The 23472-nt window shown below is 45.5% G+C and carries 19 protein-coding genes; 17 read left to right on the top strand and 2 right to left on the bottom strand.

Translation table 11 applies throughout. The annotated features are described in order from the left end of the window. Positions 1–124: 124 nt before the first annotated feature. Positions 125–2749 (bottom strand): bifunctional uridylyltransferase/uridylyl-removing protein GlnD, encoded by a 2625-nt coding sequence (gene glnD / locus RH85_RS07895; protein ID WP_006711689.1) that lies wholly within the window; start codon positions 2747–2749, stop codon positions 125–127. Positions 2750–2838: 89 nt separating this feature from the next. Further along, the gene (gene map, locus RH85_RS07890) at positions 2839–3717 is read right to left on the bottom strand and encodes a type I methionyl aminopeptidase (protein WP_006711688.1); all 879 of its coding nucleotides are present in this window, start codon (positions 3715–3717) and stop codon (positions 2839–2841) included. A gap of 390 nt (positions 3718–4107) precedes the next feature. Between map and rpsB the strand changes: the two genes are divergently transcribed. The 17 genes from rpsB to accA all read left to right on the top strand — a co-directional run bounded on the left by rpsB (position 4108) and on the right by accA (position 23456). Next, entirely contained in the window at positions 4108–4836 is a 729-nt protein-coding gene (gene rpsB / locus RH85_RS07885) for a 30S ribosomal protein S2 (RefSeq protein ID WP_006711687.1), read from the top strand. Between the two features lie 125 nt (positions 4837–4961). Further along, entirely contained in the window at positions 4962–5807 is an 846-nt protein-coding gene (gene tsf / locus RH85_RS07880; RefSeq protein ID WP_006711686.1) for a translation elongation factor Ts, read from the top strand. 152 nt (positions 5808–5959) lie between these two features. Further along, positions 5960–6691 (top strand): UMP kinase, encoded by a 732-nt coding sequence (gene pyrH / locus RH85_RS07875; RefSeq protein WP_005593373.1) that lies wholly within the window; start codon positions 5960–5962, stop codon positions 6689–6691. A 108-nt stretch (positions 6692–6799) separates the two neighbouring features. Next, positions 6800–7357, top strand: a complete 558-nt coding sequence (gene frr, locus RH85_RS07870; protein WP_006711685.1) for a ribosome recycling factor — start codon at positions 6800–6802, stop codon at positions 7355–7357. 93 nt (positions 7358–7450) lie between these two features. Then, complete coding sequence (gene uppS, locus RH85_RS07865) at positions 7451–8206, top strand: polyprenyl diphosphate synthase (protein WP_006711684.1); 756 nt, start codon at positions 7451–7453, stop codon at positions 8204–8206. 10 nt (positions 8207–8216) lie between these two features. After that, positions 8217–9059, top strand: coding sequence for a phosphatidate cytidylyltransferase (locus RH85_RS07860; RefSeq protein ID WP_006711683.1), 843 nt, complete (start codon positions 8217–8219; stop codon positions 9057–9059). Positions 9060–9104: 45 nt separating this feature from the next. Further along, the gene (ispC, locus tag RH85_RS07855; RefSeq protein ID WP_006711682.1) at positions 9105–10313 is read left to right on the top strand and encodes a 1-deoxy-D-xylulose-5-phosphate reductoisomerase; all 1209 of its coding nucleotides are present in this window, start codon (positions 9105–9107) and stop codon (positions 10311–10313) included. Then, complete coding sequence (gene rseP, locus RH85_RS07850) at positions 10310–11668, top strand: sigma E protease regulator RseP (RefSeq protein ID WP_006711681.1); 1359 nt, start codon at positions 10310–10312, stop codon at positions 11666–11668. Before ispC ends, rseP begins: the two co-directional genes overlap by 4 nt. Positions 11669–11707: 39 nt before the next feature. Next, on the top strand, positions 11708–14122 hold the full coding sequence (gene bamA, locus RH85_RS07845) for an outer membrane protein assembly factor BamA (RefSeq protein WP_006711680.1): 2415 nt from the start codon (positions 11708–11710) through the stop codon (positions 14120–14122). 24 nt (positions 14123–14146) lie between these two features. Beyond that, positions 14147–14647 (top strand): OmpH/Skp family outer membrane protein, encoded by a 501-nt coding sequence (locus RH85_RS07840; protein ID WP_174269574.1) that lies wholly within the window; start codon positions 14147–14149, stop codon positions 14645–14647. Positions 14648–14653: 6 nt separating this feature from the next. Continuing rightward, positions 14654–15685, top strand: a complete 1032-nt coding sequence (gene lpxD, locus RH85_RS07835; protein ID WP_006711678.1) for a UDP-3-O-(3-hydroxymyristoyl)glucosamine N-acyltransferase — start codon at positions 14654–14656, stop codon at positions 15683–15685. 149 nt (positions 15686–15834) lie between these two features. After that, positions 15835–16287, top strand: coding sequence for a 3-hydroxyacyl-ACP dehydratase FabZ (fabZ, locus tag RH85_RS07830; protein ID WP_006711677.1), 453 nt, complete (start codon positions 15835–15837; stop codon positions 16285–16287). A 1-nt stretch (position 16288) separates the two neighbouring features. Further along, positions 16289–17077 carry an acyl-ACP--UDP-N-acetylglucosamine O-acyltransferase gene (gene lpxA, locus RH85_RS07825; RefSeq protein WP_006711676.1) on the top strand — a complete coding sequence of 263 codons (789 nt, stop codon included), beginning with the start codon at positions 16289–16291 and terminating at the stop codon, positions 17075–17077. An 81-nt stretch (positions 17078–17158) separates the two neighbouring features. After that, complete coding sequence (gene lpxB / locus RH85_RS07820) at positions 17159–18310, top strand: lipid-A-disaccharide synthase (RefSeq protein WP_006711675.1); 1152 nt, start codon at positions 17159–17161, stop codon at positions 18308–18310. Beyond that, positions 18307–18924 carry a ribonuclease HII gene (gene rnhB / locus RH85_RS07815; protein WP_006711674.1) on the top strand — a complete coding sequence of 206 codons (618 nt, stop codon included), beginning with the start codon at positions 18307–18309 and terminating at the stop codon, positions 18922–18924. The genes lpxB and rnhB overlap by 4 nt, the downstream gene beginning before the upstream one ends. Positions 18925–18979: 55 nt before the next feature. Continuing rightward, positions 18980–22459 (top strand): DNA polymerase III subunit alpha, encoded by a 3480-nt coding sequence (gene dnaE, locus RH85_RS07810; RefSeq protein WP_006711673.1) that lies wholly within the window; start codon positions 18980–18982, stop codon positions 22457–22459. A gap of 37 nt (positions 22460–22496) precedes the next feature. Continuing rightward, on the top strand, positions 22497–23456 hold the full coding sequence (gene accA / locus RH85_RS07805; protein ID WP_006711672.1) for an acetyl-CoA carboxylase carboxyl transferase subunit alpha: 960 nt from the start codon (positions 22497–22499) through the stop codon (positions 23454–23456). Positions 23457–23472 lie beyond the last annotated feature (16 nt).

The following is a 23472-nucleotide window of genomic DNA, read 5'->3' as shown; positions in this document are numbered from 1 at the left end:
GTTAAAGTGGTATACTCATCAAAGACTTTAGGTATGACCTAGAGCATCCATCTATTTAATGTAGCAGCCTATTTTATTTCGAGATAGCCTTCGCCTTGGCTATTTTATCAACTTGTGGGTGGGATCAGTTTGGCGCCAATTCTTCCACATTGGCGCACAGAGCTTCTCGCAGTTGTTGCTCTTCTTGTTCACTGAGTTTACCGCCTTCAGCCCCCGTGATAATAAACAAATCTTCAGCACGCTCGCCAATGGTGGTGATCTTCGCTGCATGCAAATTAATATGCAGATCGGCAAATGTTGCTCCGACTGTGGCGAGTAAACCCGGAGTATCAAGCGCAACAAACTCTAGAGTGGTGCGCTTTTTACTCTTGCTTGGTAGAAAGTCCACCTTGGTTTTGACTTTAAAATGCTGCAAGTTGCGTGGCGTGCGACGAGTACGGATTTTGGTTGGTCGACCATCTTGCAATACGTGTGTTAAGTGTTTTATGACCGCTTTATGGCGACCAACTTCAATCGCATCACCATGCTGGTCTAAAACCATAAAAGTATCGAGTACATAACCGTCTTTGCTGGTCATGACCTGTGCGTCATGGACGTTGAAGTTTCGTCTATCTAATTCAGCGACGACGGTGGCAAACAGCGCTCGCTGATCTTTGTGATAAACAAACACTTCGGTTCCGCCACGGGTGGCTTTTTCGCTAATTAACACTAAAGGTTTGGTTGGGTCATCATGACGCAATAAGTGACTACAGTGCCAAGCAATTTGCTTGTGGGTATGACGCAGGAAGTAATCGGCTTTAAAGCGTTGCCACAACACTTCGATTTCTCGTGCGGTAAAACCTTCTTTACGCAATACCGCTGACGCCATTTGTTGGTTATGGCGGATTCGTTCTCGCACATCAACGGGATTTTCTAAGCCACGGCGCAGAGCGCGTTGCGAAGAATAGAAGAGTTCAGCCAGTAAGGTTCGTTTCCAACTGTTCCATAACTCGGGGTTAGTGGCGCAAATGTCGGCGACGGTGAGGCAGACCAAGTACTCGAGATACTCTTCATCTCGCACCAGCTTGGCAAATTCGGTGATCACTTCTGGATCGTAGATATCACGGCGTTGAGCGGTGACTGACATCAGTAAGTGGTGGCGCACCAACCAAGAAACTAGGTTTGCCTCAGGGGTAGAAAGGCCATGTTCGATACAGAACTCGTACGCTTCTTTTGCACCGATAACTGAGTGGTCACCGCCGCGTCCTTTGCCAATGTCATGGAAGATAGCGGCAATGATCAGCAGTTCTTTCTTTTGGATACGTGGATAAACTTCACAACAGATTGGGTGTTTGCTGTGATTTTTTGCGTAGCTAAAAGTGTTGATGTGTTTGAGCAAACGCATGCTGTGCTCATCCACGGTATAAACATGGAAGAGATCAAACTGCATTTGGCCAACGATCTGGCTCCACTGTGGTAAATAGGCCGCTAATACGCCGAGTTTGTGCATTAAGCTAAACGCTTTATGCAGCGCGTTTGGGTGACGGCATAGCTCCAGAAATTTTTCCCGTGCCGCTGGAATGGTATGGAGAAATTTGTTGAGACGGCGGCGAGCAGTGCGCAGTTGGCGCAGTGTTGGTGGTGCCACACCTTCAATGGTGGAGTCGTTGGCGATCAGCAAAAACATGTCCAAAATCGTTTCAGGACGAGCTTGAAACAGTGCCGGCTTACGCGCTTCAATCAGGTTGCCGCGACGTTGGAAATCGGCGGTAATCACCTGTGGAGGGCTTTCCGTGCCATTGTTTAAAATCGCCTGGTCAAACAGTTTAAGCAGCATTTTGTTCAATTCAGCGACTCTGCGTAGGGTGCGGTAGAACTCTTTCATCATCATTTCGACGCCGCGATTGCCTTCGCCAACAAAGCCGAGGTTTTCGGCGACTTGTGCCTGATGGGCGAAGGTAAGGCGATTATCATAGCGACGCAGTTCGATATGCAGCGCAAAGCGGACTCGCCATAAGAAATCCTGACACTCAACCAGTTCACGGTATTCCGCATCAGTCAAAAAACCATAGCGGCTCATTTCCAAAAGAGAAGTCGCGCCAAAGTGACGTCTTGCTACCCAACTGAGAGTATGAATGTCGCGCAAGCCGCCCGGTGTTGATTTAATGTCGGGCTCTAAATTGTAAGTGGTGTCGTGATAGCGAGCATGACGATTTTTTTGCTCTTGAACCTTGGCTTTATAGAAGGTTTCGCTTGGCCAAAAAGACTCAGAGTGAATCACCATTTTGAGTTGGTGAAAGGTCTCTTCACAACCACAAAGTAAACGCGATTCTTGTAGATTGGTAGCAACAGTAAGATCGGCTCGACCGATTTCGGCACACTGGTCGATAGTGCGAACCGCATGGCCAATCTCTAAACGTAAGTCCCACAGCAAAGTAATGAATTCGCTGACTTTGGCACCTAAATTATCGGGTAAGGTCTTTTTTGATACGATCAGCATATCAATATCAGAAAGTGGATGGAGTTCCCCGCGACCATAGCCACCCACCGCCACTAAGCTGATGTTGGGTAAATGAGCAAAACCAAAGTGTTGCCATAAACGATTGAGTAACAAATCGGTGTATTCAGCACGCCCAAGCACCAGATCATTGACCGGGTGATGATCGAGAAATTCTTTTCGTTGATAGTCAGCAAATTGCTCCAACTGAGCTTTTAGTTCGCTAATGTTAATTTGCTCGTCACTGAATGTGAGCGGAGATTGAAAAGGCATAGTGGCTTCCGTGCTGAGTGATAGATTTCACTTTATCAAATTAGGCGAGACAAAAAAATATCCCCGCAGAAGCGGGGATAGGAAAGATATTAAGCGTTTTTCATTAAACGAGGGATGCTTTCGTCACTGCGTAGAGTGAAGACTTCACAACCATCTTTCGTCACCATGATGGTGTGTTCGTATTGAGCTGATTTTTTGCCATCACCTGTGTATACCGTCCAATCGTCTTGTGCATCCACAGTACAACCAAACTTACCTGCATTGATCATCGGTTCAATGGTAAAGCACATGCCTTCTTTTAGTACACGGCGGTCGTTGTTTTTGTAGTGCACGACTTGTGGTTCTTCGTGGAATTCATTGCCGATACCGTGACCACAAAAATCCTTAACGATAGAGAACTTGTTACGCGGGTTATTTTTGTTGTTGGTCTTGATGTGCTTTTCGATAGCGGTGCCGATATCACCGACAGTCGCGCCCGGTTTCACTTGCTTCATACCCACGTATAGTGCTTCTTGTGTCACCATACATAGGCGTTTGTCTTCAGGAGAGGCGTCACCCACAAAGAACATCTTTGAGGTATCACCGTGGTAACCTTCTGGACGAACGCTAAGATCGGCGTTTTCGTCATCCGGGATGACCACGGTAATGTCAACGTTAATGATGTCGCCATTTTTAAGTACAGCAGGCTTCATTTGGCCATTGCTACCCATCTCATCTTGCGCGGCAGGAATGCCGTGGCATACGATGTGGTTAATTGAAGTACAGATTGATTTCGGGAAACCATGGTAGTCAAGTGGGGCAGAATATGCGCCTTTTTCTAGAGCATAATCGTGACAGATTTGGTTCAATGTGTCGGTGTTGACCCCAGCTTTAATGTGAGGTTCGATCATTTCTAGAATATCGGCAGCTAAGCTACCAGCGATGCGCATACGTTCGACTTCTTCAGCCGTTTTGATCTTGATTGACATTGGCTTTTCTCTACTTACTCAACGGCACAAAAATGTGCGGATGACGCTATTTTAACAGGAACAACTGAGAATGTGTATTTGTGTTATTTAGCGGAAATAAATTTCATCTTTGTTTGATGCGTTGAAATCGGCTGAAAAGGAATTTTTACTAGCCAAATAGTAGTGAAATATGGTATAAAGCGCGCCGGAAACATCGTCTGTTCTCTTTGCGAAGGTCAGCCTTGGCAGCGAAGCTGGCGAGTTCCATAAACTTATATCTTTAAATCACACACATTCCGACACATGTTCCGGGGTGCCTCAGCTGTAAAACTATTTGTGCTTTAACAAATAGATGTTGGAGGTCGGATTCATGGGGGATGTGGAGGCCTAACCCCATTAGAGGATTTTAAAATGGCAACTGTATCAATGCGCGATATGCTGAAAGCTGGTGTTCACTTCGGTCACCAAACTCGTTACTGGAACCCAAAAATGAAGCCATTCATCTTTGGTGCTCGTAACCGCGTTCACATCATCAACCTAGAAAAAACTGTACCAATGTTCAACGAAGCTCTAGCTGAACTAGCTAAAGTTGGCGAGAAAAAAGGTAAAGTTCTTTTCGTAGGTACTAAACGCGCTGCATCTGAAGCTGTTAAAGAAGCTGCAATCGCAAGCAACCAGTACTACGTTAACAACCGCTGGTTAGGCGGTATGCTAACAAACTACAAAACTGTTCGTCAGTCTATCAAACGTCTTAAAGAGCTTGAAGCTCAATCTCAAGACGGTACTTTTGATAAACTAACTAAGAAAGAAGCTCTAATGCGCACTCGTGAAATGGAGAAGCTAGAGAAATCTCTTGGTGGTATCAAAAACATGGGTGGTCTACCTGACGCACTTTTCGTTATCGATGCTGATCACGAACACATTGCGATTAAAGAAGCTAACAACCTAGGTATTCCAGTTTACGCTGTGGTAGATACTAACTCTAACCCAGATGGCGTTGACTACATCATCCCAGGTAACGACGACGCAATCCGCGCTGTTAAACTGTACCTAGACGCAGTTGCGACTTCTGTAAACGAAGGCCGTAACAAAGACGTTGCAGTTGTTGCTGAAAAAGACGGTTTCGTAGAAGCTGAATAATATCGGCTCCGAGCCATACTTAGTCTGTGTATTTTTTTACGCAGATTGAGTTATAGTTATCAGCAGGGGCCGACAATGTAGGCCCCTGTTTTTTACCTTATTTCGAATCAAACGAGGAATAGAGAATGGCAACTGTAACTGCTGCTCTAGTTAAAGAACTTCGCGAGCGCACTGCTGCTGGCATGATGGAATGTAAAAAAGCGCTTGTTGAAGCAGACGGCGACATCGAACTAGCAATTGAAAACATGCGTAAATCTGGCGCAGCGAAAGCAGCTAAAAAAGCTGGTAACGTTGCAGCTGAAGGCGCAATCATCATCAAAGAAGAAAACGGCGTTGCTGCTCTTCTTGAAGTTAACTGTCAAACTGACTTCGTTGCTAAAGATTCAGGCTTCCTAGCGTTTGCTGATGAAGTAGCAACTGCTGCTGTAGCTGGTCAACTAGACATCGCTGCTCTTCAAGCTCAGTTTGAAGAAACTCGCGTTGCTCTTGTTGCTAAAATCGGCGAAAACATCAACATCCGTCGCGTAGAGTACGTAGCTGGTGCTGCGCTAGCTTCTTACCGTCACGGCGAGAAAATCGGTGTAGTTGTTGCTGGTGAAGGCGACGCTGAAACTCTTAAGCACGTTGCTATGCACGTAGCGGCTTCTCGTCCTGAGTTCGTAAACCCAGAAGACGTACCAGCTGACGTAGTTGCTAAAGAGCAAGAAGTTCAAGTTGAAATCGCTATGAACGAAGGCAAACCTCAAGAGATCGCTGAGAAGATGGTTGTTGGCCGTATGAAGAAATTCACCGGTGAAATCTCTCTAACTGGTCAAGCATTCATCATGGAACCTAAGAAAACTGTAGGCGAAATGTTGAAAGAAAAAGGTGCTTCTGTAGTTAACTTCGTACGTCTAGAAGTTGGTGAAGGCATCGAGAAAGCTGCAGAAATGAGCTTTGCTGATGAAGTAGCAGCGGTACAAAAAGGTTAATCCTTAGTTACCCGAAAATTCTGAGACCGTAGCCATGGCTGCGGTCTTTTTACGAATAAGAGATAGCAACGAACCGTGATGATTTGGAATTTTTGATTCTGAGTTTTAAATCATGACTGTTAATTGATAACTCCCTTTGGAAGGTAAACTCCATGACAACGAACCCTAAACCAGCATATCAACGTATTCTGTTAAAATTAAGTGGCGAAGCACTTCAAGGCAACGAAGGTTTTGGTATTGATCCTACGATTCTTGACCGTATGGCTCAAGAAGTAAAAGAGTTAGTTGAACTGGGCGTTCAAGTTGGTGTCGTTATCGGTGGTGGTAACTTATTCCGTGGTGCAGGCCTTGCTGAAGCGGGCATGAACCGTGTTGTTGGCGACCATATGGGTATGCTAGCAACGGTAATGAATGGCCTAGCATTGCGTGATGCACTGCACCGTGCATACGTGAATGCGCGTGTAATGTCGGCAATTCCACTGAAAGGTGTTTGTGACGATTACAATTGGGCTGATGCGATTCGTGAATTACGTCAAGGCCGTGTTGTTATCTTCTCTGCAGGTACTGGTAATCCATTCTTCACAACCGATTCAGCAGCGTGTCTACGTGGCATTGAAATCGAAGCTGATGTAGTTCTAAAAGCAACCAAAGTAGATGGCGTATTTACCTCTGACCCTGTGGCAAACCCAGACGCAGAGCTGTATGATAAGTTGTCTTACGCAGAGATTCTTGACAAAGAACTTAAAGTGATGGATTTAGCAGCATTTACACTTGCTCGCGATCATAAAATGCCAATCCGCGTATTTAACATGAACAAACCAGGCGCACTACGTCGCGTGGTTATGGGTGAAGCGGAAGGTACGCTAATCAGCGAAAACGCTTAATTTAGCCTGCTTGACGAGTTTAGGTGCTATTTGGTGACCAAGTAGCACAAAACTATTTTCAGCCCTGTTAGACTCTCTTTGAGAAAGAAGAATCATTAAGGTGAAACCGTGATTAACGAAATCAAAAAAGACGCGCAAGAGCGCATGGAAAAAAGTGTTGAAGCACTAAAGAACAACCTTTCTAAAATCCGTACTGGCCGTGCTCACCCAAGCTTGCTATCTGGCATTTCTGTAGAGTACTACGGCGCGCCAACACCTCTTAATCAAGTCGCTAACGTTGTAGCAGAAGATGCTCGTACTCTTGCTATTACGGTATTTGACCGTGAGCTTACTCAAAAAGTTGAGAAAGCGATCATGATGTCGGATCTTGGTCTAAACCCAATGTCAGCGGGTACGATTATTCGTGTTCCACTTCCAGCTCTAACTGAAGAGCGTCGTAAGGACTTAGTTAAGATCGTACGTGGCGAGGCAGAAGGTGCTCGTGTTGCAGTGCGTAATATCCGTCGTGATGCAAATGGCGATCTTAAAGCACTACTAAAAGATAAAGAAATCTCTGAAGATGAAGATCATAAAGGTCAAGACGAGATTCAAAAGCTAACTGACATCGCTGTTAAAAATGTAGACGATGTTCTAGCTGCTAAAGAAAAAGAGTTGATGGAAGTTTAATTCTCAAACATTCATCAAAAAAAAGCGCTGTGCTCGCCGCATAGCGCTCTTTTATGCTACCCTCTGTCACCTGCCCGCAATCCTATAAGCTCTATGCATAACTCACAACTCTCATCTGAACAACTTCCCAAACATATCGCTATCATTATGGATGGCAATGGCCGCTGGGCTAAAGCTCAGGGTAAACCACGCATTTTTGGACATAAAAACGGTGTCATGGCGGTGCGTAAAACCATTTCCAGTGCGGCGCGTTTGGGCATTAAAGCCGTAACCCTATTTGCGTTCAGTAGCGAGAATTGGCGTCGTCCAGAGGAAGAGGTAGGTGTGTTGATGGAGTTATTTATCACGGTATTATCTACCGAGGTAAAGAAGCTGCATAAGAATAACCTCCGTTTACGTGTTATCGGCGATAAACGCCGCTTTAGTCAGCGCTTACAGCAAAAAATTGCGCAAGCGGAAGAACTGACAGCAAATAATAATGGTATGGTGATTAACATTGCTGCGAATTATGGCGGTAAGTGGGATATTCTTGAAGCAACTAAATCGATCGCAGCTAAGGTGCAAACTGGAGAGTTAGCTATCGATGCGATTGATGAGAGTTTAATGACTCAATATCTTACCATGGCCGATTTGCCAGAAGTGGATCTTCTCATCCGTACCAGTGGTGAATGTCGTATTAGCAATTTCATGCTGTGGCAGTTGGCCTATGCGGAAATGTATTTCACGCCAACCTATTGGCCAGAATTTAATGAAGACAGTTTGATTGAAGCCGTTTCTTGGTTTGTTGACCGTGAACGTCGTTTTGGTTGTACTGGTGAACAAGTTAAAGCATTAATGGAATGCAACTAAGGACTAGAGTTTGAAACAAAGAATTATAACCGCGCTTATCCTTGCTCCATTAGTTATCCTTGCGATTTTTAAGCTTTCGTTACCCCTTTTTATTGCTCTGATCGCGATGGTAACCTTAATCGGTTTTTGGGAATGGACCCAGTTTGTTGAAGCGAAATCTCGTGTAGTGGCTTTGATTCCTAGTGTGGTGGTTACTGCCGCCAGTTTTATGTTTATCCCTTCTGATGCCTTTTCTCTTAACGCGCTCAATAGCAGTCATTATGCGATTCTCGCTTTCGGCGCCGCTTGGTGGGTTGTTTCGAGTGGCTTGGCGATTACTTATCCCCGTTCAGCTCAATGCTGGCAAGGTTCGAAATTGCTGCGTCACCTATTTGGTCTTTTAACCTTGCTGCCTTTCTTGTGGAGTATCGTCATTCTGCGCGCTCAGGGAATCATGATTGATCCTTACCATGGTGCTAAGCTGGTACTGTACGTGTGCTTCATTGTTTGGGCTGCAGACAGCGGTGCTTACTTTGCTGGTAAAAGTATGGGTAAGCGCAAGATGGCGCCTCACGTGAGTCCAAACAAAACCATTGAAGGTCTGATTGGCGGTGTTCTGACCGCGCTGCTGGTAGGCTGGGGTACCGCGCAGTGGTTTGATATTGAATTTAGTAGTGCCGGTGCTTTTATTGTCATCACGTTAGTGACGGTAGTCATTTCTGTGTTGGGCGATTTAGTTGAAAGCATGTTTAAACGTGTATCAGGAATTAAAGATAGCAGTAATATCATTCCTGGCCACGGTGGTGTGCTGGATCGCATCGATAGTCTGACGGCTGCCTTCCCTGTTTTTGCTCTTCTCTATTTTTCATTTTAAAAATGATGCGGGTTTATACCCGCATCACTATAACTGGTTCTCGCAATGCGTAAATTAACAATCCTAGGTGCTACCGGCTCTATTGGTGCCAGCACTTTGAAAGTTATCGAAAATAATCCGGAACAATTTCGTGTGGTTGCGTTAGCGGCAGGGCAAAATGTTGAAAAAATGACTCAGCTTTGTCTTAAGTGGCAACCTCGTTATGCTGTCATGGCAAACGAAAAAGCGGCGAGTGAGTTGAAACAAACCCTACAAAAAAACGGAGCCAAGACGGAAGTATTATCCGGCGTTGAAGCCATGTGTATGGTCTCTTCTTTTGATGAGATTGATACTGTGATGGCGGCGATTGTTGGCGCTGCGGGGTTAATGCCCACAATGGCAGCGGTCAAAGCGGGTAAGCGCGTCTTGCTTGCAAACAAAGAAGCTTTGGTTATGTCAGGGCAGCTTTTTGTCGATGCGGTAAAAGAGAGCGGTGCAGAGTTATTACCGGTTGATAGTGAACATAATGCTATTTTTCAATGTCTACCTCATGAAGTACAAACTAATTTAGGTCACTGCGATTTAAGTCATTTTGGCATCCAGAATATTCTTCTGACAGGCTCAGGTGGTCCATTTCGTTATAGCGATTTAGCTGAGCTGAAACATGTCACGCCTGAGCAAGCGATCGCTCACCCTAACTGGTCTATGGGGCCTAAGATTTCGGTCGATTCCGCCACTATGATGAATAAAGGCTTGGAGTACATCGAAGCTAGATGGCTGTTCAATACCAGTCGTGATCAGCTTAAAGTTGTGATTCATCCGCAGTCTGTTATCCACTCTATGGTGCAATATCGAGATGGCTCAACGCTCGCGCAATTGGGAGAGCCAGATATGGCGACGCCGATTGCTTTGACGTTATCTTACCCACAACGCGTTTCTGCAGGGGTTAAGCCACTAGATTTTACTCAGATCGGTGAGCTGACTTTTCTTGCTCCAGACTACAATCGTTACCCATGTTTAAAATTGGCGATTGATGCTTGTTATGAAGGACAACACGCGACGACGGCGTTGAACGCAGCCAATGAGATCGCGGTTGAGGCGTTTTTACAGCGAAAATTACCCTTTACTGACATCGCAGTGGTCAATAGTTGGGTAACCTCAAAAATATGTGCGATGAATGCACAACTGACTTGTGATAGCTTGGAAAGCATACTTGAGGTCGATAGAATGGCACGCGCACTCGCAATTGAATTTATCATTAGGCAGCAAGCATGAGCGGAATATTGTGGAACTTTGCTTCATTCATCGTAGCGCTGGGTATTTTAGTTGCGGTACATGAATTTGGTCATTTTTGGGTCGCACGTCGTTGTGGGGTAAAAGTTGAACGCTTTTCGATCGGTTTCGGCAAGTCGATTTGGAATCGAATCGGTAAAGATGGCACTGAATATAGCATCGCAGTGATCCCGTTAGGTGGCTACGTCAAAATGCTTGATAGCCGAGTTGATGACATTTCTGAGGAAATGTATTGCCACGCCTTTGACAAAAAATCGCTGTGGAAACGCACCGCTATTGTTGCGGCAGGACCGGTTTTTAACTTTCTATTTGCCATCTTTGCTTACTGGTTGGTTTTTCTTATCGGCGTGCCAGCAGTGAAACCGGTAGTGGGTGAAATTGCGCCTTATTCTATTGCGGCGAAGGGCGGTTTAGAGTCGGGGATGGAACTTAAATCAATTTCAGGCGTCAAAACCGCGGATTGGGAATCGGTTAATATGGGGTTGGTTTCCCATATTGGTGACGAGGCTTTAACATTAACGGTGGCACCTGCTGATGAGGTTGGTTTGGAGCAAACTCTGACCCTTGATATTTCTCAATGGCAGTTTGACCCTGAAAAAGAATCCTCAATGTCCGCATTGGGCTTTAAACCTTATACTCCGGCTATTTCTTTGACCTTAGCGACCATTAGCGAAGGCGGCGCAGGTGAGGTGGCGGGGCTTAAAGCGGGTGATACGCTTACGCAGTTGAATGGTGAAATAATTACCGACTGGCAGCAAGTCGTTGACGTTATTCGAGCCAATGCTGCTCAAGCTGTTGACCTTGTTGTGATGCGCGATGGAGTATTGGTTAAGCTAACGATTGTTCCTGATAGCCGTGAAATTCAAGGCGGAGAAAAGGTCGGTTTTGTTGGAATCGCTCCTGAAGTCGCAGAATGGCCGCAAAACTATCGATTCGATCTGCAATTTGGTGTATTTGAGTCTATCGGTAAGGCGATTGATAAAACAAGCCAAGTCATCGATTTGACCATTACCATGCTGAAGAAGTTGATTGTTGGTGATGTGGGATTAAATAACCTTAGTGGGCCTATTTCGATTGCGAAAGGCGCCGGCGCTACCGCCGACTACGGGTTAGTGTATTTTTTAGGCTTTTTGGCTTTAATCAGTGTCAATCTTGGCATTATAAATTTGGTTCCACTGCCAATGCTTGATGGTGGACATCTATTGTTTTTCGCAATCGAGGCGGTAATTCGACGCCCAGTACCAGAGAAGGTACAGGAAATGGGCTACCGTCTGGGTGGCGCGATCATATTTGCTCTTATGGCGGTCGCGATTTTTAATGACTTTGCGCGCTTATAAAGTGAATGCAGGTTGTAGTAAGGAATAACTAAAACAAATATGGCAATGAAAAAAATTCTGTTGGCTACTTTGCTGGCTACGAGCGTTTCGGCTAACGGCGCTGAAGACTTTGTTGTTCAAGATATCCAAGTTGATGGCTTACAGCGCGTAGCATTAGGTGCGGCGTTGTTAAAAATGCCAATTCGTATTGGTGACACAGTCAGCAATCAAGATGTCGCAGGTATTATCCGCGCGTTGTATTCAACGGGTAACTTTGAAGACGTCAAAGTGTCACGTGATGGTGATGTTTTGGTTGTGCAGGTTATTGAGCGCCCAACCATCTCCACGGTCTCTTTCTCAGGCAATAGCGCGATTAAAGACGAGCAGTTGCAACAAAACCTTGATGCATCGGGTATTCGTGTTGGTGAAGCGCTAGACCGAACAACGTTATCGAACGTTGAGAAAGGTCTGGAAGATTTTTACTACAGTGTTGGTAAGTACAATGCGAGTGTGAAAGCGGTTGTGACGCCTTTACCCCGTAACCGTACTGACTTGAAGTTTGTTTTCACTGAAGGTGTTTCAGCAAAAATTCAACAAATTAACTTTATCGGTAACCAAGTGTTTAGCGATGAAGATCTGCGTGGTCGTTTCAATCTCAATGAAAATGTTTCATGGTGGAACTTTCTCTCTGATGACAAGTATCAGAAACAAGTTTTAGCGGGTGATATTGAGGCTTTGCGCTCTTACTACCTAGATCGTGGCTACCTAAAATTTCAAGTGACCTCTACGCAAGTTTCTATCTCGCCGGATAAGAAAGGCGTGTATATCACTCTCAATATTGATGAAGGCGACCAGTACAGCATCGACGATGTCAAATTCCGTGGAGAGTTGATTGGTAAAGAAGCGGAATTTGAAAGCTTAGTTCCATTTGAAGCCGGTGAAGTATACAACGCTTCTCGAGTCACCTCTCTTGAAGGTGAGGTTAAGAAAGTACTTGGCGAAGCCGGTTATGCTTATCCACAAGTTCGCAGTATTCCGGAGTTTGACGAAGAAACTAAGCAAGTTTCGCTGGTGGTGAATGTTGAGCCTGGCAAGCGTATTTATGTGCGTGACATTCGTTTTGTCGGCAATAACGCCACAAAAGATGAAGTGTTGCGTCGTGAAATGCGTCAGATGGAAGGTAGCTGGTTAAATGGCAAAGCCCTGGAGACCAGTAAAGCGCGTTTGAATCGTCTCGGCTTTTTTGAAACCGTTGATGTACAAACCGTTCGTGTACCTGGCAGCGAAGATCAAGTTGATTTGGTCTACAGCGTAAAAGAAGCGAACTCAGGTAGCGTAAACTTTGGTGTTGGTTACGGTACTGAATCTGGGGTGAGTTTCCAAGTTGGTTTACAACAAGATAACTTTGCGGGTACTGGTAATCGTGTTGGTATCAATGCGATGATGAATGACTACCAGAAAAACTTGACCTTAGAATATCGTGATCCTTATTGGAACCTTGATGGTGTCAGCCTTGGCGGAAAAATCTTTTATAACACCTTTGAAGCTGAAGAAGCGGGTATTGTTGACTATACCAATGAGAGTTATGGCACCAGTTTAACTTGGGGTTTCCCGGTTGATGAACTTAACCGTATCGATTTTGGTATTGGTTATACCCATAACAAGATTGGTAATGTGCCAGAATACGACCAAGCAAAGCTGTTTGCACAAAGCATTGGCCAGGCTGAAGGGGATATCATCACCAACGACTTTGATATTAACTTATCTTGGACGCGTAATAATTTAAACCGTGGTTACTTCCCAACGGCGGGTAACTATCAACGTGCTTTTGGTAAAATGACGATACCAGGCTCAGATGCCCAGTACTTTAAGTTGCAATATGACGTGCGTCAGTATGTGCCTTTAACTAAGAAGCATGAATTTACCTTGCTAATGCGTGGCCGTCTTGGCTACGGTAATGGCTATGGGGAAACGGATGGCAATGACAACTTATTTCCATTCTATGAAAACTTCTACGCGGGTGGCTTTACTACCTTACGTGGTTTTGGCTCCAATAGTGCAGGTCCGAAAGCGGTTTATACCAATAAGTCCAATATTCCTGGTGATGCATGTGGTAACAATGGTTGTGTGACGACGACGGATGATTCCGTTGGTGGTAATGCCGTTGCGCTAGCAAGCCTAGAATTGATATTCCCAACACCATTCGCTTCGGAAGAGACTCGTAGCCAATTGCGTACTAGTGCTTTTGTTGATGCAGCAAGCGTTTGGGATACCGAATTTGTTTATCGCGGCGATATTGGCGACGAACAATATTATGATTATTCAGATCCGAGTAATTACCGCGCTTCTTACGGGCTTGCTCTACAATGGATGTCACCGATGGGACCACTGGTCTTCTCGGTAGCGAAACCAATTGAAAGTTATGAAGGTGATGACGAAGAGTTCTTCACTTTCACAATCGGCAGAACCTTCTAATTTAAGGAAAATCTAGTGAATAAAATGATGAAAGCGGCTGGTCTTGGCCTTGTAGTAATGACCTCTTCTCTTTTTGCTAACGCAGCAGAAGCCGCTCAGAAGATTGGCTATATCAATACAGCACAAGTTTTTCAAGCGCTGCCGCAACGTGAAATCGTATTGCAGAAGATGCAAGAAGAGTTCAAAGATAAAGCGGATGAGCTAAAAGCGATTCAAGCAGAAGCGAAGACTAAAATTGAAAAGCTTAAGCGTGATGGCGAGCTGCTAGGCCAGGACGAAATCGAAAAACTACGTATCGAAATCGGCCAATTGGATAGCAAATACAAGATTAAAGGCCAAGCGCTTGAGCAATCGTCTAAGCAACGTGAAGCGCAAGAAACACAGAAGCTATTTAAAGTGATTCAAGATGCGGTCGATAAAATCGCAGCAAAAGAAGGTTACGACCTGATTATCGATGCTCAAGCAGTACGCTTCGCCAAGCCAGAGTACAATATCTCTGAAAAAGTAATCAAAGCACTAAAATAAGATTTTATGAAAACATTGACACTAGCCGAATTGGCAACCATTACAGGGGGCGAGCTCCATGGTGACGCGACAGCGACAGTAACCATGGTTGCGCCAATGGATAAAGCACAGCAAGGTCATGTGACGTTCCTATCAAATCCCAAGTACGCAAAGCACTTGGCGGAGTGTCAGGCGACGGTTGTCATGATCAAACAGGCTCAGCGCGAACTGTGTGTCGGGAACGCTCTTGTTGTTGCCGACCCTTATGTTGCTTTTGCCAAGGTAGCACAGGCGTTAGATACCACTCCTAAGGCTGCGGTAGCGATTGCGCCTTCCGCGGTGATTGATCCGAGTGCCTCTGTAGGTAACAACGTGGCAATTGGCGCGAATGCTGTGATTGAAGAAGGTGTTTCACTTGGTGATAACGTAGTGATTGGTGCCGGTTGCTTTATCGGTAAAAATGCAATCATTGGTAACAATACGCAGCTGTGGGCTAACGTTAGTGTTTATCATAATGTCGAGATTGGTAGCGATTGCTTAGTTCAATCGAATACTGTCATTGGTAGTGATGGTTTTGGCTATGCTAATGAAAAAGGCGAATGGATTAAAATTCCACAGCTCGGCACCGTGCGCATTGGCAATCGTGTTGAAATTGGTGCTTGTACCACCATCGATCGCGGCGCTCTAGACGATACCATCATTGCCGATAACGTTATTATCGATAACCAAATGCAAATCGCCCACAACGTAGAGATCGGTTATGGTACTGCCATGGCGGGCGCTACGGTCGTGGCCGGCAGCACGAAGATCGGTAAATACTGCATTATTGGTGGTGCTAGTGTACTTAATGGCCACATCGAAATCGCCGATGGCGTTACGATTACAGGTATGGGTATGGTGATGCGTAGTATTGAAGAGAAAGGCATGTACTCTTCGGGTATTCCGCTCCAAACCAATAAAGAGTGGCGCCGCACAGCGACTCGAGTACACAGAATTGATGAGATGAATAAGCGTCTAAAAGCAGTTGAAAAGCAACTGGAAAGCGACGCAGATTCGTAACCCCTTTTTTGGCAATAAGAAGACTCGCGAGTGCGGGTCTTTTTTCTCTATACTTAACTAAACGTGATGGCACTTAGCATCAAGGCGTTAGTTGGGTATAATGCTAACCAGAAACCAAATTTAGCATTCAAATATTTAGGAATATGACTTTGACTACTGAGAAGAAAACGATGAACATTACTGAAATTCAGGAATTGTTACCACATCGCTACCCATTCTTATTGATTGATCGTGTTATCGACTTCCAAGAAGAAAAGTATCTAACTGCGATCAAAAACGTCTCTGTAAACGAACCGCAATTTACCGGTCATTTCCCTCAGCTTCCGGTTTTTCCTGGTGTGTTAATTCTTGAAGCGATGGCTCAAGCGACGGGTTTGTTAGCATTTAAATCATTTGGCGCGCCATCTGGCAACGAACTTTACTATTTTGCTAGTGTTGATAATGCAAAATTCCGTAAACCAGTGACGCCTGGTGATCAACTTGTGATTGAAGTTGAATTTATCAAAGAGCGCCGTGGTATCGCCGCGTTCAAATGTGCAGCGAAAGTTGACGGCGATGTAGTGTGTTCTGCTGATCTAAAATGTGCACGTCGAGAGTTTTAATATGATTCATGAAACCGCTCAAATCCACCCAGCGGCGGTGGTAGAAGAAGGTGCAAAAATTGGTGCTAACGTTACGGTTGGACCTTTCACTTACATTACGGCTAACGTAGAAATTGGTGAAGGAACGGAAGTAATGTCTCATGTGGTTATCAAAGGCCACACCAAAATTGGCAAAGAGAACCGAATTTTCCCTCATGCTGTTATTGGTGAAGAAAACCAAGATAAAAAATACGGCGGCGAAGATACCACGGTTGTGATTGGTGATCGTAACGTCATTCGTGAAGCGGTACAAATTCATCGTGGTACCACCCAAGATAAAGCGACGACTGTTATCGGTGATGATAACTTATTGTGTGTTAACGCTCACGTGGCGCACGATGTGATTGTCGGTAACCATACTCACATTGGTAACAATGCGATTCTTGGTGGCCATGTAACGGTTGGTGATTACGCAGGCGTGATGGCGCTCTCGGCTATTCACCCGTTTTGTACCATTGGCGCTTATGCGTACATCGGTGGCTGTTCTGCGGTTGTGCAAGATGTATTGCCATATGTGTTAGCACAAGGTAATCACGCCTCTCCATTTGGTCTTAATCTTGTTGGCTTGAAGCGTAACGGTTTTGAAAAACCAGAGATCCGCGCGCTACAGAAAGCTTACAAAGAGATTTACCGTTCAGGTAAAACAATGGAAGAAGTAAAACCCGTACTGGCTGAAATGGCCCAAGAATGGCCTGCGATTGAGCCAATGTTGAAGATACTTGAATCAACAGAACGTGGCATTATCCGTTAAGTCTCTGAGTCATTGAGTAAAGAAAAGATCGCAGCGATAAACTGCGGTCTTTTTGCGTTTTTAAGGTAAGAGGATTAGAAGATGGAAAGGCCACTACGAATCGGCATCGTTGCTGGCGAGCTCTCGGGCGATACGCTGGGCGAAGGTTTTATCAAAGCGATTAAACAGCGTTACCCTAATGCAGAGTTTGTGGGCATTGGTGGGCCAAAGATGATTGAACAAGGTTGTCAGTCCTTGTTTGATATGGAAGAGCTTTCAGTGATGGGATTAGTGGAAGTTCTCGGCCGCTTACCGCGACTTCTGAAAGTGAAAGCCGAGTTGGTGAAATACTTCACGCAAAACCCACCGGATGTGTTTGTCGGAATTGATGCGCCAGATTTTAATCTTCGTCTTGAACTTGATTTAAAGAATGCGGGCATTAAAACGGTTCATTACGTTAGCCCATCAGTGTGGGCTTGGCGCCAGAAACGAATCTTCGGTATTGCTAAGGCGACCAACTTGGTATTGGCTTTCTTACCGTTTGAAAAAGCGTTTTACGATAAGTTTGATGTTCCTTGTGAGTTTATCGGTCATACCTTAGCCGATGCTATTCCCCTACAGTCCGAGAAAGCGCCGGCAAGAACACTACTCGGTTTAGAGCAAGATAAACGTTGGTTAGCCGTGTTGCCGGGCAGTCGGGGCAGTGAACTGAATATGTTGGCTGAACCATTTATTCTCGCGTGTAAACAACTGCATCAAAATCATCCTGACTTGGGTTTTGTTGTGGCCTTGGTGAATAAAAAGCGTCGTGAACAATTTGAAGCGGCATGGCAAGAGTATGCCCCAGAGCTCGATTTTAAACTGATTGATGACACCGCTAAAAATGTTATTACTGCAGCAGATGTAGTGATGTTGGCATCAGGTACCGTTGCACTTGAATGTATGTTGGTTAAGCGTCCAATGGTTGTGGGCTATAAGGTGAATGCAGTAACCGCTTTTATTGCGCGTCGTTTAGTTAAAACCAAGTATGTTTCATTGCCTAATATTCTAGCTGATGAAGTGTTGGTCAAAGAGTATCTGCTGCAAGATTGCACTGCAGAAAACTTGGCATCAGAAGTTGAACGTTTATTTGGGGTGGAAGGTGAGCAGATGGTGGATAAATTTACCGAGATGCATCACTGGATTCGCAAAGACGCAGACACTCAGGCTGCAACCGCAGTATTAAATTTAATTGGAATGAATAAAGCGCTATGAGCAAAGACAAAAAAGAGCTGCCACCATTTGAGTATCCGCAAGGCTATCAGTTAATAGCCGGAGTTGATGAAGTAGGACGTGGTCCATTGGTTGGCGATGTCGTGACGGCTGCTGTGATTCTTGATCCGAACAACCCAATTGAAGGCCTTAATGACTCAAAAAAACTGAGTGAGAAAAAGCGCCTTGCGTTGCTTCCTGAGATTCAAGAAAAAGCCCTTGCTTGGGCGGTAGGACGCTGTTCTCCAGAAGAGATTGACGAACTTAATATTTTGCAAGCAACTATGGTGGCGATGCAGCGTGCCATTGCTGGTTTATCGGTGCAGCCAGACCTAGCGCTGATTGATGGTAACCGCTGCCCGGCATTGCCGATGGATGCGATCGCGGTGGTGAAAGGTGATTTACGCGTTGCTCAAATCAGTGCCGCGTCGATCATTGCAAAAGTGGTTCGTGACCAAGAGATGGAAGAGTTGGACAAACAATATCCACAGTTTGGCTTTGCCAAACATAAAGGGTATCCAACCAAAGCACATTTTGAAGCGATTGAGCAGCATGGCGTGATTGAACAACATCGGAAAAGCTTCAAACCAGTGAAAAAAGCGCTCGGATTAGAGTAACAATCACGTAGAATAACCATAGCCAAGAATATAGCGTCAACACCGGAAAGAATTAATGTCAGAACCAAAGTTTATCCATCTTCGTGTACACAGCGACTACTCCATGATCGATGGCCTATCAAAAGTGCCGCCATTGGTGAAAAAAGTCGCCGAGATGGGTATGCCTGCGATGGCGTTAACCGATTTTACCAACTTGTGCGGCTTAGTTAAGTTTTACGGAGCTGCACATGGCTGTGGTATCAAGCCGATCATTGGTGCTGATTTTGTCATGCAGTCACCGGAATTCGGTGATGAACTGACCAAGTTAACCGTGATCGCCAGTGATAATACCGGTTATAAAAACCTGACGTTATTGATTTCGAAAGCTTATCTGCGTGGCCATGTCCAACATCAGCCTGTGATCGATAAAGCGTGGTTAGTGGAATTAGCCGAAGGGCTGATTGTTCTTTCCGGCGGAAAAAGTGGTGAGATTGGTAAAGCGTTACTCAAAGGTAACCAAGTCCTTGTTAATCAATGCGTGAGCTTTTATCAGCAACATTTTGCCGACCGCTTCTATCTAGAATTAACGCGTACTGGCCGTGTTGATGAAGAAAGCTACTTACACTTCGCTCTCGATCTGGCCGAACGCTCTGATTTGCCGGTTGTGGCAACCAACGAAGTGGTTTTTCTGCGTGAAGAATTGTTTGATGCGCATGAAATCCGCGTCGCCATCCACGATGGATATACGCTAGAAGATCCCCGTCGACCGAAAAACTACAGTGCTCAGCAATACCTGCGCAGTGAAGAAGAGATGTGCGAGCTATTTGCGGACATCCCCGAAGCGCTGGAGAACAGTGTAGAGATTGCTAAGCGTTGTAACGTGACCGTTAGGCTGTGGGAATACTTCCTACCTGCTTTCCCAACCGAAGGGATGGAAGAAACGGACTTCTTGGTAATGAAGTCACGTGAGGGACTGGAGGAGCGTTTAGAGTTCCTTTTCCCAGATGAAGCGACGCGATTAGCTCGTCGCCCTGAATATGATGATCGTCTACAAGTTGAGTTGGACGTAATTAACCAAATGGGGTTCCCAGGCTATTTCTTGATCGTAATGGAGTTTATCCAATGGTCAAAAGATAATGAAATCCCAGTAGGGCCAGGTCGTGGTTCAGGTGCGGGGTCATTGGTGGCTTATGCGCTGAAAATTACCGATTTGGACCCACTTGAATACGATCTTCTATTCGAACGTTTCTTGAACCCAGAACGTGTATCGATGCCCGACTTCGATGTCGATTTCTGCATGGATAAACGTGATCAAGTAATTGATCACGTAGCCGAAATGTATGGTCGTGATGCGGTGTCGCAGATCATCACTTTCGGTACCATGGCAGCAAAAGCGGTTATTCGCGATGTTGGCCGTGTTCTAGGTCATCCATTTGGTTTTGTTGACCGTATCTCGAAGCTTGTGCCGCCAGATCCGGGTATGACACTCGAAAAAGCCTTTGCCGCAGAGCCTGCCTTGCCGGAGCTGTATGCAGCAGACGAAGACGTCAAAGAACTGATTGATAAGTGTCGTATTTTGGAAGGCTGTACACGCAACGCCGGTAAGCACGCTGGTGGTGTGGTTATTTCGCCAACCACCATTACTGACTTTGCCCCGATTTACGCCGATACAGAGGGGCACTTTCCGGTTACGCAATTTGATAAGAATGACGTTGAAACTGCCGGTTTGGTTAAGTTCGACTTCTTGGGCTTGCGTACCTTAACCATCATTGATTGGGCGTTGCGACTGATCAACCCAAGACTTGAACGCGAAGGGCAAGCGCCAGTGCGGATTGAGTCTATTCCACTGGTCGATGAAGCGTCGTTCCGAGTACTGCAAAATTCAGAAACGACCGCGGTATTCCAGCTTGAATCTCGTGGTATGAAAGAGCTGATCAAGCGCCTACAACCGGACTGTTTTGAAGATATCATCGCATTGGTGGCTTTGTTCCGTCCCGGTCCTCTGCAATCGGGCATGGTAGATAACTTTATCGACCGAAAGCATGGTCGAGAGGCGGTCTCTTACCCAGATGAAAAGTGGCAACATGAGTCATTAAAAGAGATCCTAGAACCGACGTACGGCATCATCTTGTATCAAGAACAGGTTATGCAAATCGCTCAGGTTCTTTCTGGTTACACCCTTGGTGGGGCGGATATGCTTCGTCGTGCGATGGGTAAGAAAAAGCCGGAAGAAATGGCCAAGCAGCGTGCCACCTTTGAGGAGGGGGCAATAGCCAATGGCGTAGACGGCGAGTTGGCGATGAAAATCTTCGACTTGGTGGAAAAGTTTGCCGGTTACGGTTTTAACAAATCGCACTCAGCTGCTTACGCGCTAGTTTCTTACCAAACACTGTGGTTAAAAACTCATTACCCAGCGGAATTTATGGCTGCGGTAATGACGGCCGATATGGACAACACTGAAAAAGTGGTAGGCTTGGTCGATGAATGCTTGCGCATGAAACTGAAAGTGTTGCCGCCAGATATTAACTCAGGCTTGTACCGCTTCAATGTCGATGAAGATGGCGCTATCGTTTATGGTATTGGTGCAATTAAAGGTGTGGGTGAAGGCCCAATTGAAGCGATACTTGCGTCACGTAACCAAGATGGTCACTTTAAAGATTTATTCGATTTCTGTGCGCGTATTGATCTGAAAAAGGTCAACAAGCGCGTGATTGAAAAACTGATTTACGCTGGCGCATTGGATCGTCTAGGCCCACATCGCGCGGCATTGATGGCATCGCTCAATGATGCCGTTAAAGCGGCGAGTCAGCATCACCAAGCGGAATCCTTTGGTCAAACTGATTTATTTGGTGTACTGACAGAAGCACCAGAAGAAGTTGAGCACAAATACACCAAAGTGCCACCGTGGCCAGAAAAAGTTTGGCTTGAGGGCGAACGTGATACATTAGGCCTGTATTTGACCGGTCACCCAATTAATGCCTACATCAAAGAATTGGGCAAATACACCAGCTGTCGATTGAATGACGCAACACCAACCAGACGTGACCAATCGGTTACAATTGCTGGTTTGGTTATCGCAGCAAGAGTGATGACCACTAAACGTGGTAATCGTATTGGTTTAATGACACTGGATGATCGCAGCGGCCGAATGGAAGTGATGTTGTTCTCAGATGCACTAGAACGATATGCAGAATTGCTTGAAAGCGATAAAATTTTAGTGGTTTCCGGACAGGTCAGCTTTGATGATTTCAATGGGGGTCTTAAAATGACCGCGCGCGAGGTCATGGATCTTGGCAGTGCCCGTGAAAAATATGCACGCGGCCTTTCAGTATCGATAAGCGAAACGCAAATCGATAACCAATTTTTTGAGCGCTTTAATTCCATCTTAGAGCCTCATCGTGCAGGAACGATTCCTGTCCATGTATACTACCAACGTTCAGATGCCAGAGCGCGTTTAACCTTGGGCACAGAGTGGCGCGTAACGCCAAGCGACTCGCTACTTGATGATTTAAAACAGCTGCTTGGATCTGACCAAGTAGAACTCGAATTTAACTAAATTTGGCACCAATTGCCGAATAGAAAAGGATCGATAGATGAGCCTAAACTTTCTAGAATTTGAAAAGCCTATCGCAGAACTTGAAGCTAAAATCGAAGCTCTGCGCGACGTTTCTCGCCATGGTGGTGATGCTGGTGTTGATCTTAATAAAGAGATTGAGCAGCTAGAGAAGAAGAGCTTAGAGCTTAAGAAGAAAGTCTTCAGTGATTTAGGTGCGTGGGAAACAGCTCAACTTGCTCGTCACCCTCGTCGTCCATATACCTTAGATTACATCGAGCATATCTTTACAGAATTTGATGAGCTTGCTGGTGATCGTGCATACGCGGATGATAAAGCCATTGTTGGTGGTATTGCGCGTTTAGAAGGTCGTCCAGTGATGATCATTGGTCACCAAAAAGGTCGTGAAACTAAAGAAAAAGTGAAACGTAACTTTGGCATGCCAAAACCAGAAGGTTACCGTAAAGCGCTGCGTTTAATGCAAACCGCTGAGCGTTTTAAAATGCCAATCATTACGTTCATTGATACCGCAGGTGCATACCCAGGTCTTGGTGCCGAAGAACGTGGTCAATCAGAAGCGATCGCAACTAACCTTAAAGTGATGGCCGGTCTAACCGTTCCAGTTATCTGTAACGTTGTTGGAGAAGGTGGTTCAGGTGGTGCACTGGCGATTGGCGTGGGTGATTACGTTAACATGCTACAGTACTCGACGTATTCGGTTATTTCGCCAGAAGGTTGTGCCTCTATTTTGTGGCGCGATTCCGATAAAGCCCCACAAGCTGCTGAAGCGATGGGCCTTATTGCTCCGCGCTTAAAAGAGCTTGAGCTTATCGATGAGATCATCAGTGAGCCGTTAGGTGGTGCACACAGCAACCATAAGCAAACAGCGGAAAATATCAAAGAGACGCTACTGCGTCAGCTCAATGAGTTGGAACAGTTTGACGAAGAAGCGTTAATGGCTCGTCGTTACCAGCGTTTGATGAGCTACGGCTACTGCTGATAAGTTGTTAAATGTC

Origin of the sequence: Vibrio ichthyoenteri ATCC 700023, assembly GCF_000222605.1 — a bacterium.
GTDB lineage: Bacteria > Pseudomonadota > Gammaproteobacteria > Enterobacterales > Vibrionaceae > Vibrio > Vibrio ichthyoenteri.
Note: the sequence above shows the minus strand (reverse complement) of the source record. Positions and strands in the feature narration are given on the sequence as shown.

What these genes read in the sequence shown, in the direction of transcription:
- glnD (WP_006711689.1), bottom strand. Translation starts at nt 2,749, where the DNA reads ATGCCTTTTCAATCTCCGCTCACATTCAGTGACGAGCAAATTAACATT.
- map (WP_006711688.1), bottom strand. Translation starts at nt 3,717, where the DNA reads ATGTCAATCAAGATCAAAACGGCTGAAGAAGTCGAACGTATGCGCATC.
- rpsB (WP_006711687.1), top strand. Translation starts at nt 4,108, where the DNA reads ATGGCAACTGTATCAATGCGCGATATGCTGAAAGCTGGTGTTCACTTC.
- tsf (WP_006711686.1), top strand. Translation starts at nt 4,962, where the DNA reads ATGGCAACTGTAACTGCTGCTCTAGTTAAAGAACTTCGCGAGCGCACT.
- pyrH (WP_005593373.1), top strand. Translation starts at nt 5,960, where the DNA reads ATGACAACGAACCCTAAACCAGCATATCAACGTATTCTGTTAAAATTA.
- uppS (WP_006711684.1), top strand. Translation starts at nt 7,451, where the DNA reads ATGCATAACTCACAACTCTCATCTGAACAACTTCCCAAACATATCGCT.
- ispC (WP_006711682.1), top strand. Translation starts at nt 9,105, where the DNA reads ATGCGTAAATTAACAATCCTAGGTGCTACCGGCTCTATTGGTGCCAGC.
- rseP (WP_006711681.1), top strand. Translation starts at nt 10,310, where the DNA reads ATGAGCGGAATATTGTGGAACTTTGCTTCATTCATCGTAGCGCTGGGT.
- bamA (WP_006711680.1), top strand. Translation starts at nt 11,708, where the DNA reads ATGGCAATGAAAAAAATTCTGTTGGCTACTTTGCTGGCTACGAGCGTT.
- RH85_RS07840 (WP_174269574.1), top strand. Translation starts at nt 14,147, where the DNA reads ATGATGAAAGCGGCTGGTCTTGGCCTTGTAGTAATGACCTCTTCTCTT.
- lpxD (WP_006711678.1), top strand. Translation starts at nt 14,654, where the DNA reads ATGAAAACATTGACACTAGCCGAATTGGCAACCATTACAGGGGGCGAG.
- lpxA (WP_006711676.1), top strand. Translation starts at nt 16,289, where the DNA reads ATGATTCATGAAACCGCTCAAATCCACCCAGCGGCGGTGGTAGAAGAA.
- lpxB (WP_006711675.1), top strand. Translation starts at nt 17,159, where the DNA reads ATGGAAAGGCCACTACGAATCGGCATCGTTGCTGGCGAGCTCTCGGGC.
- rnhB (WP_006711674.1), top strand. Translation starts at nt 18,307, where the DNA reads ATGAGCAAAGACAAAAAAGAGCTGCCACCATTTGAGTATCCGCAAGGC.
- dnaE (WP_006711673.1), top strand. Translation starts at nt 18,980, where the DNA reads ATGTCAGAACCAAAGTTTATCCATCTTCGTGTACACAGCGACTACTCC.
- accA (WP_006711672.1), top strand. Translation starts at nt 22,497, where the DNA reads ATGAGCCTAAACTTTCTAGAATTTGAAAAGCCTATCGCAGAACTTGAA.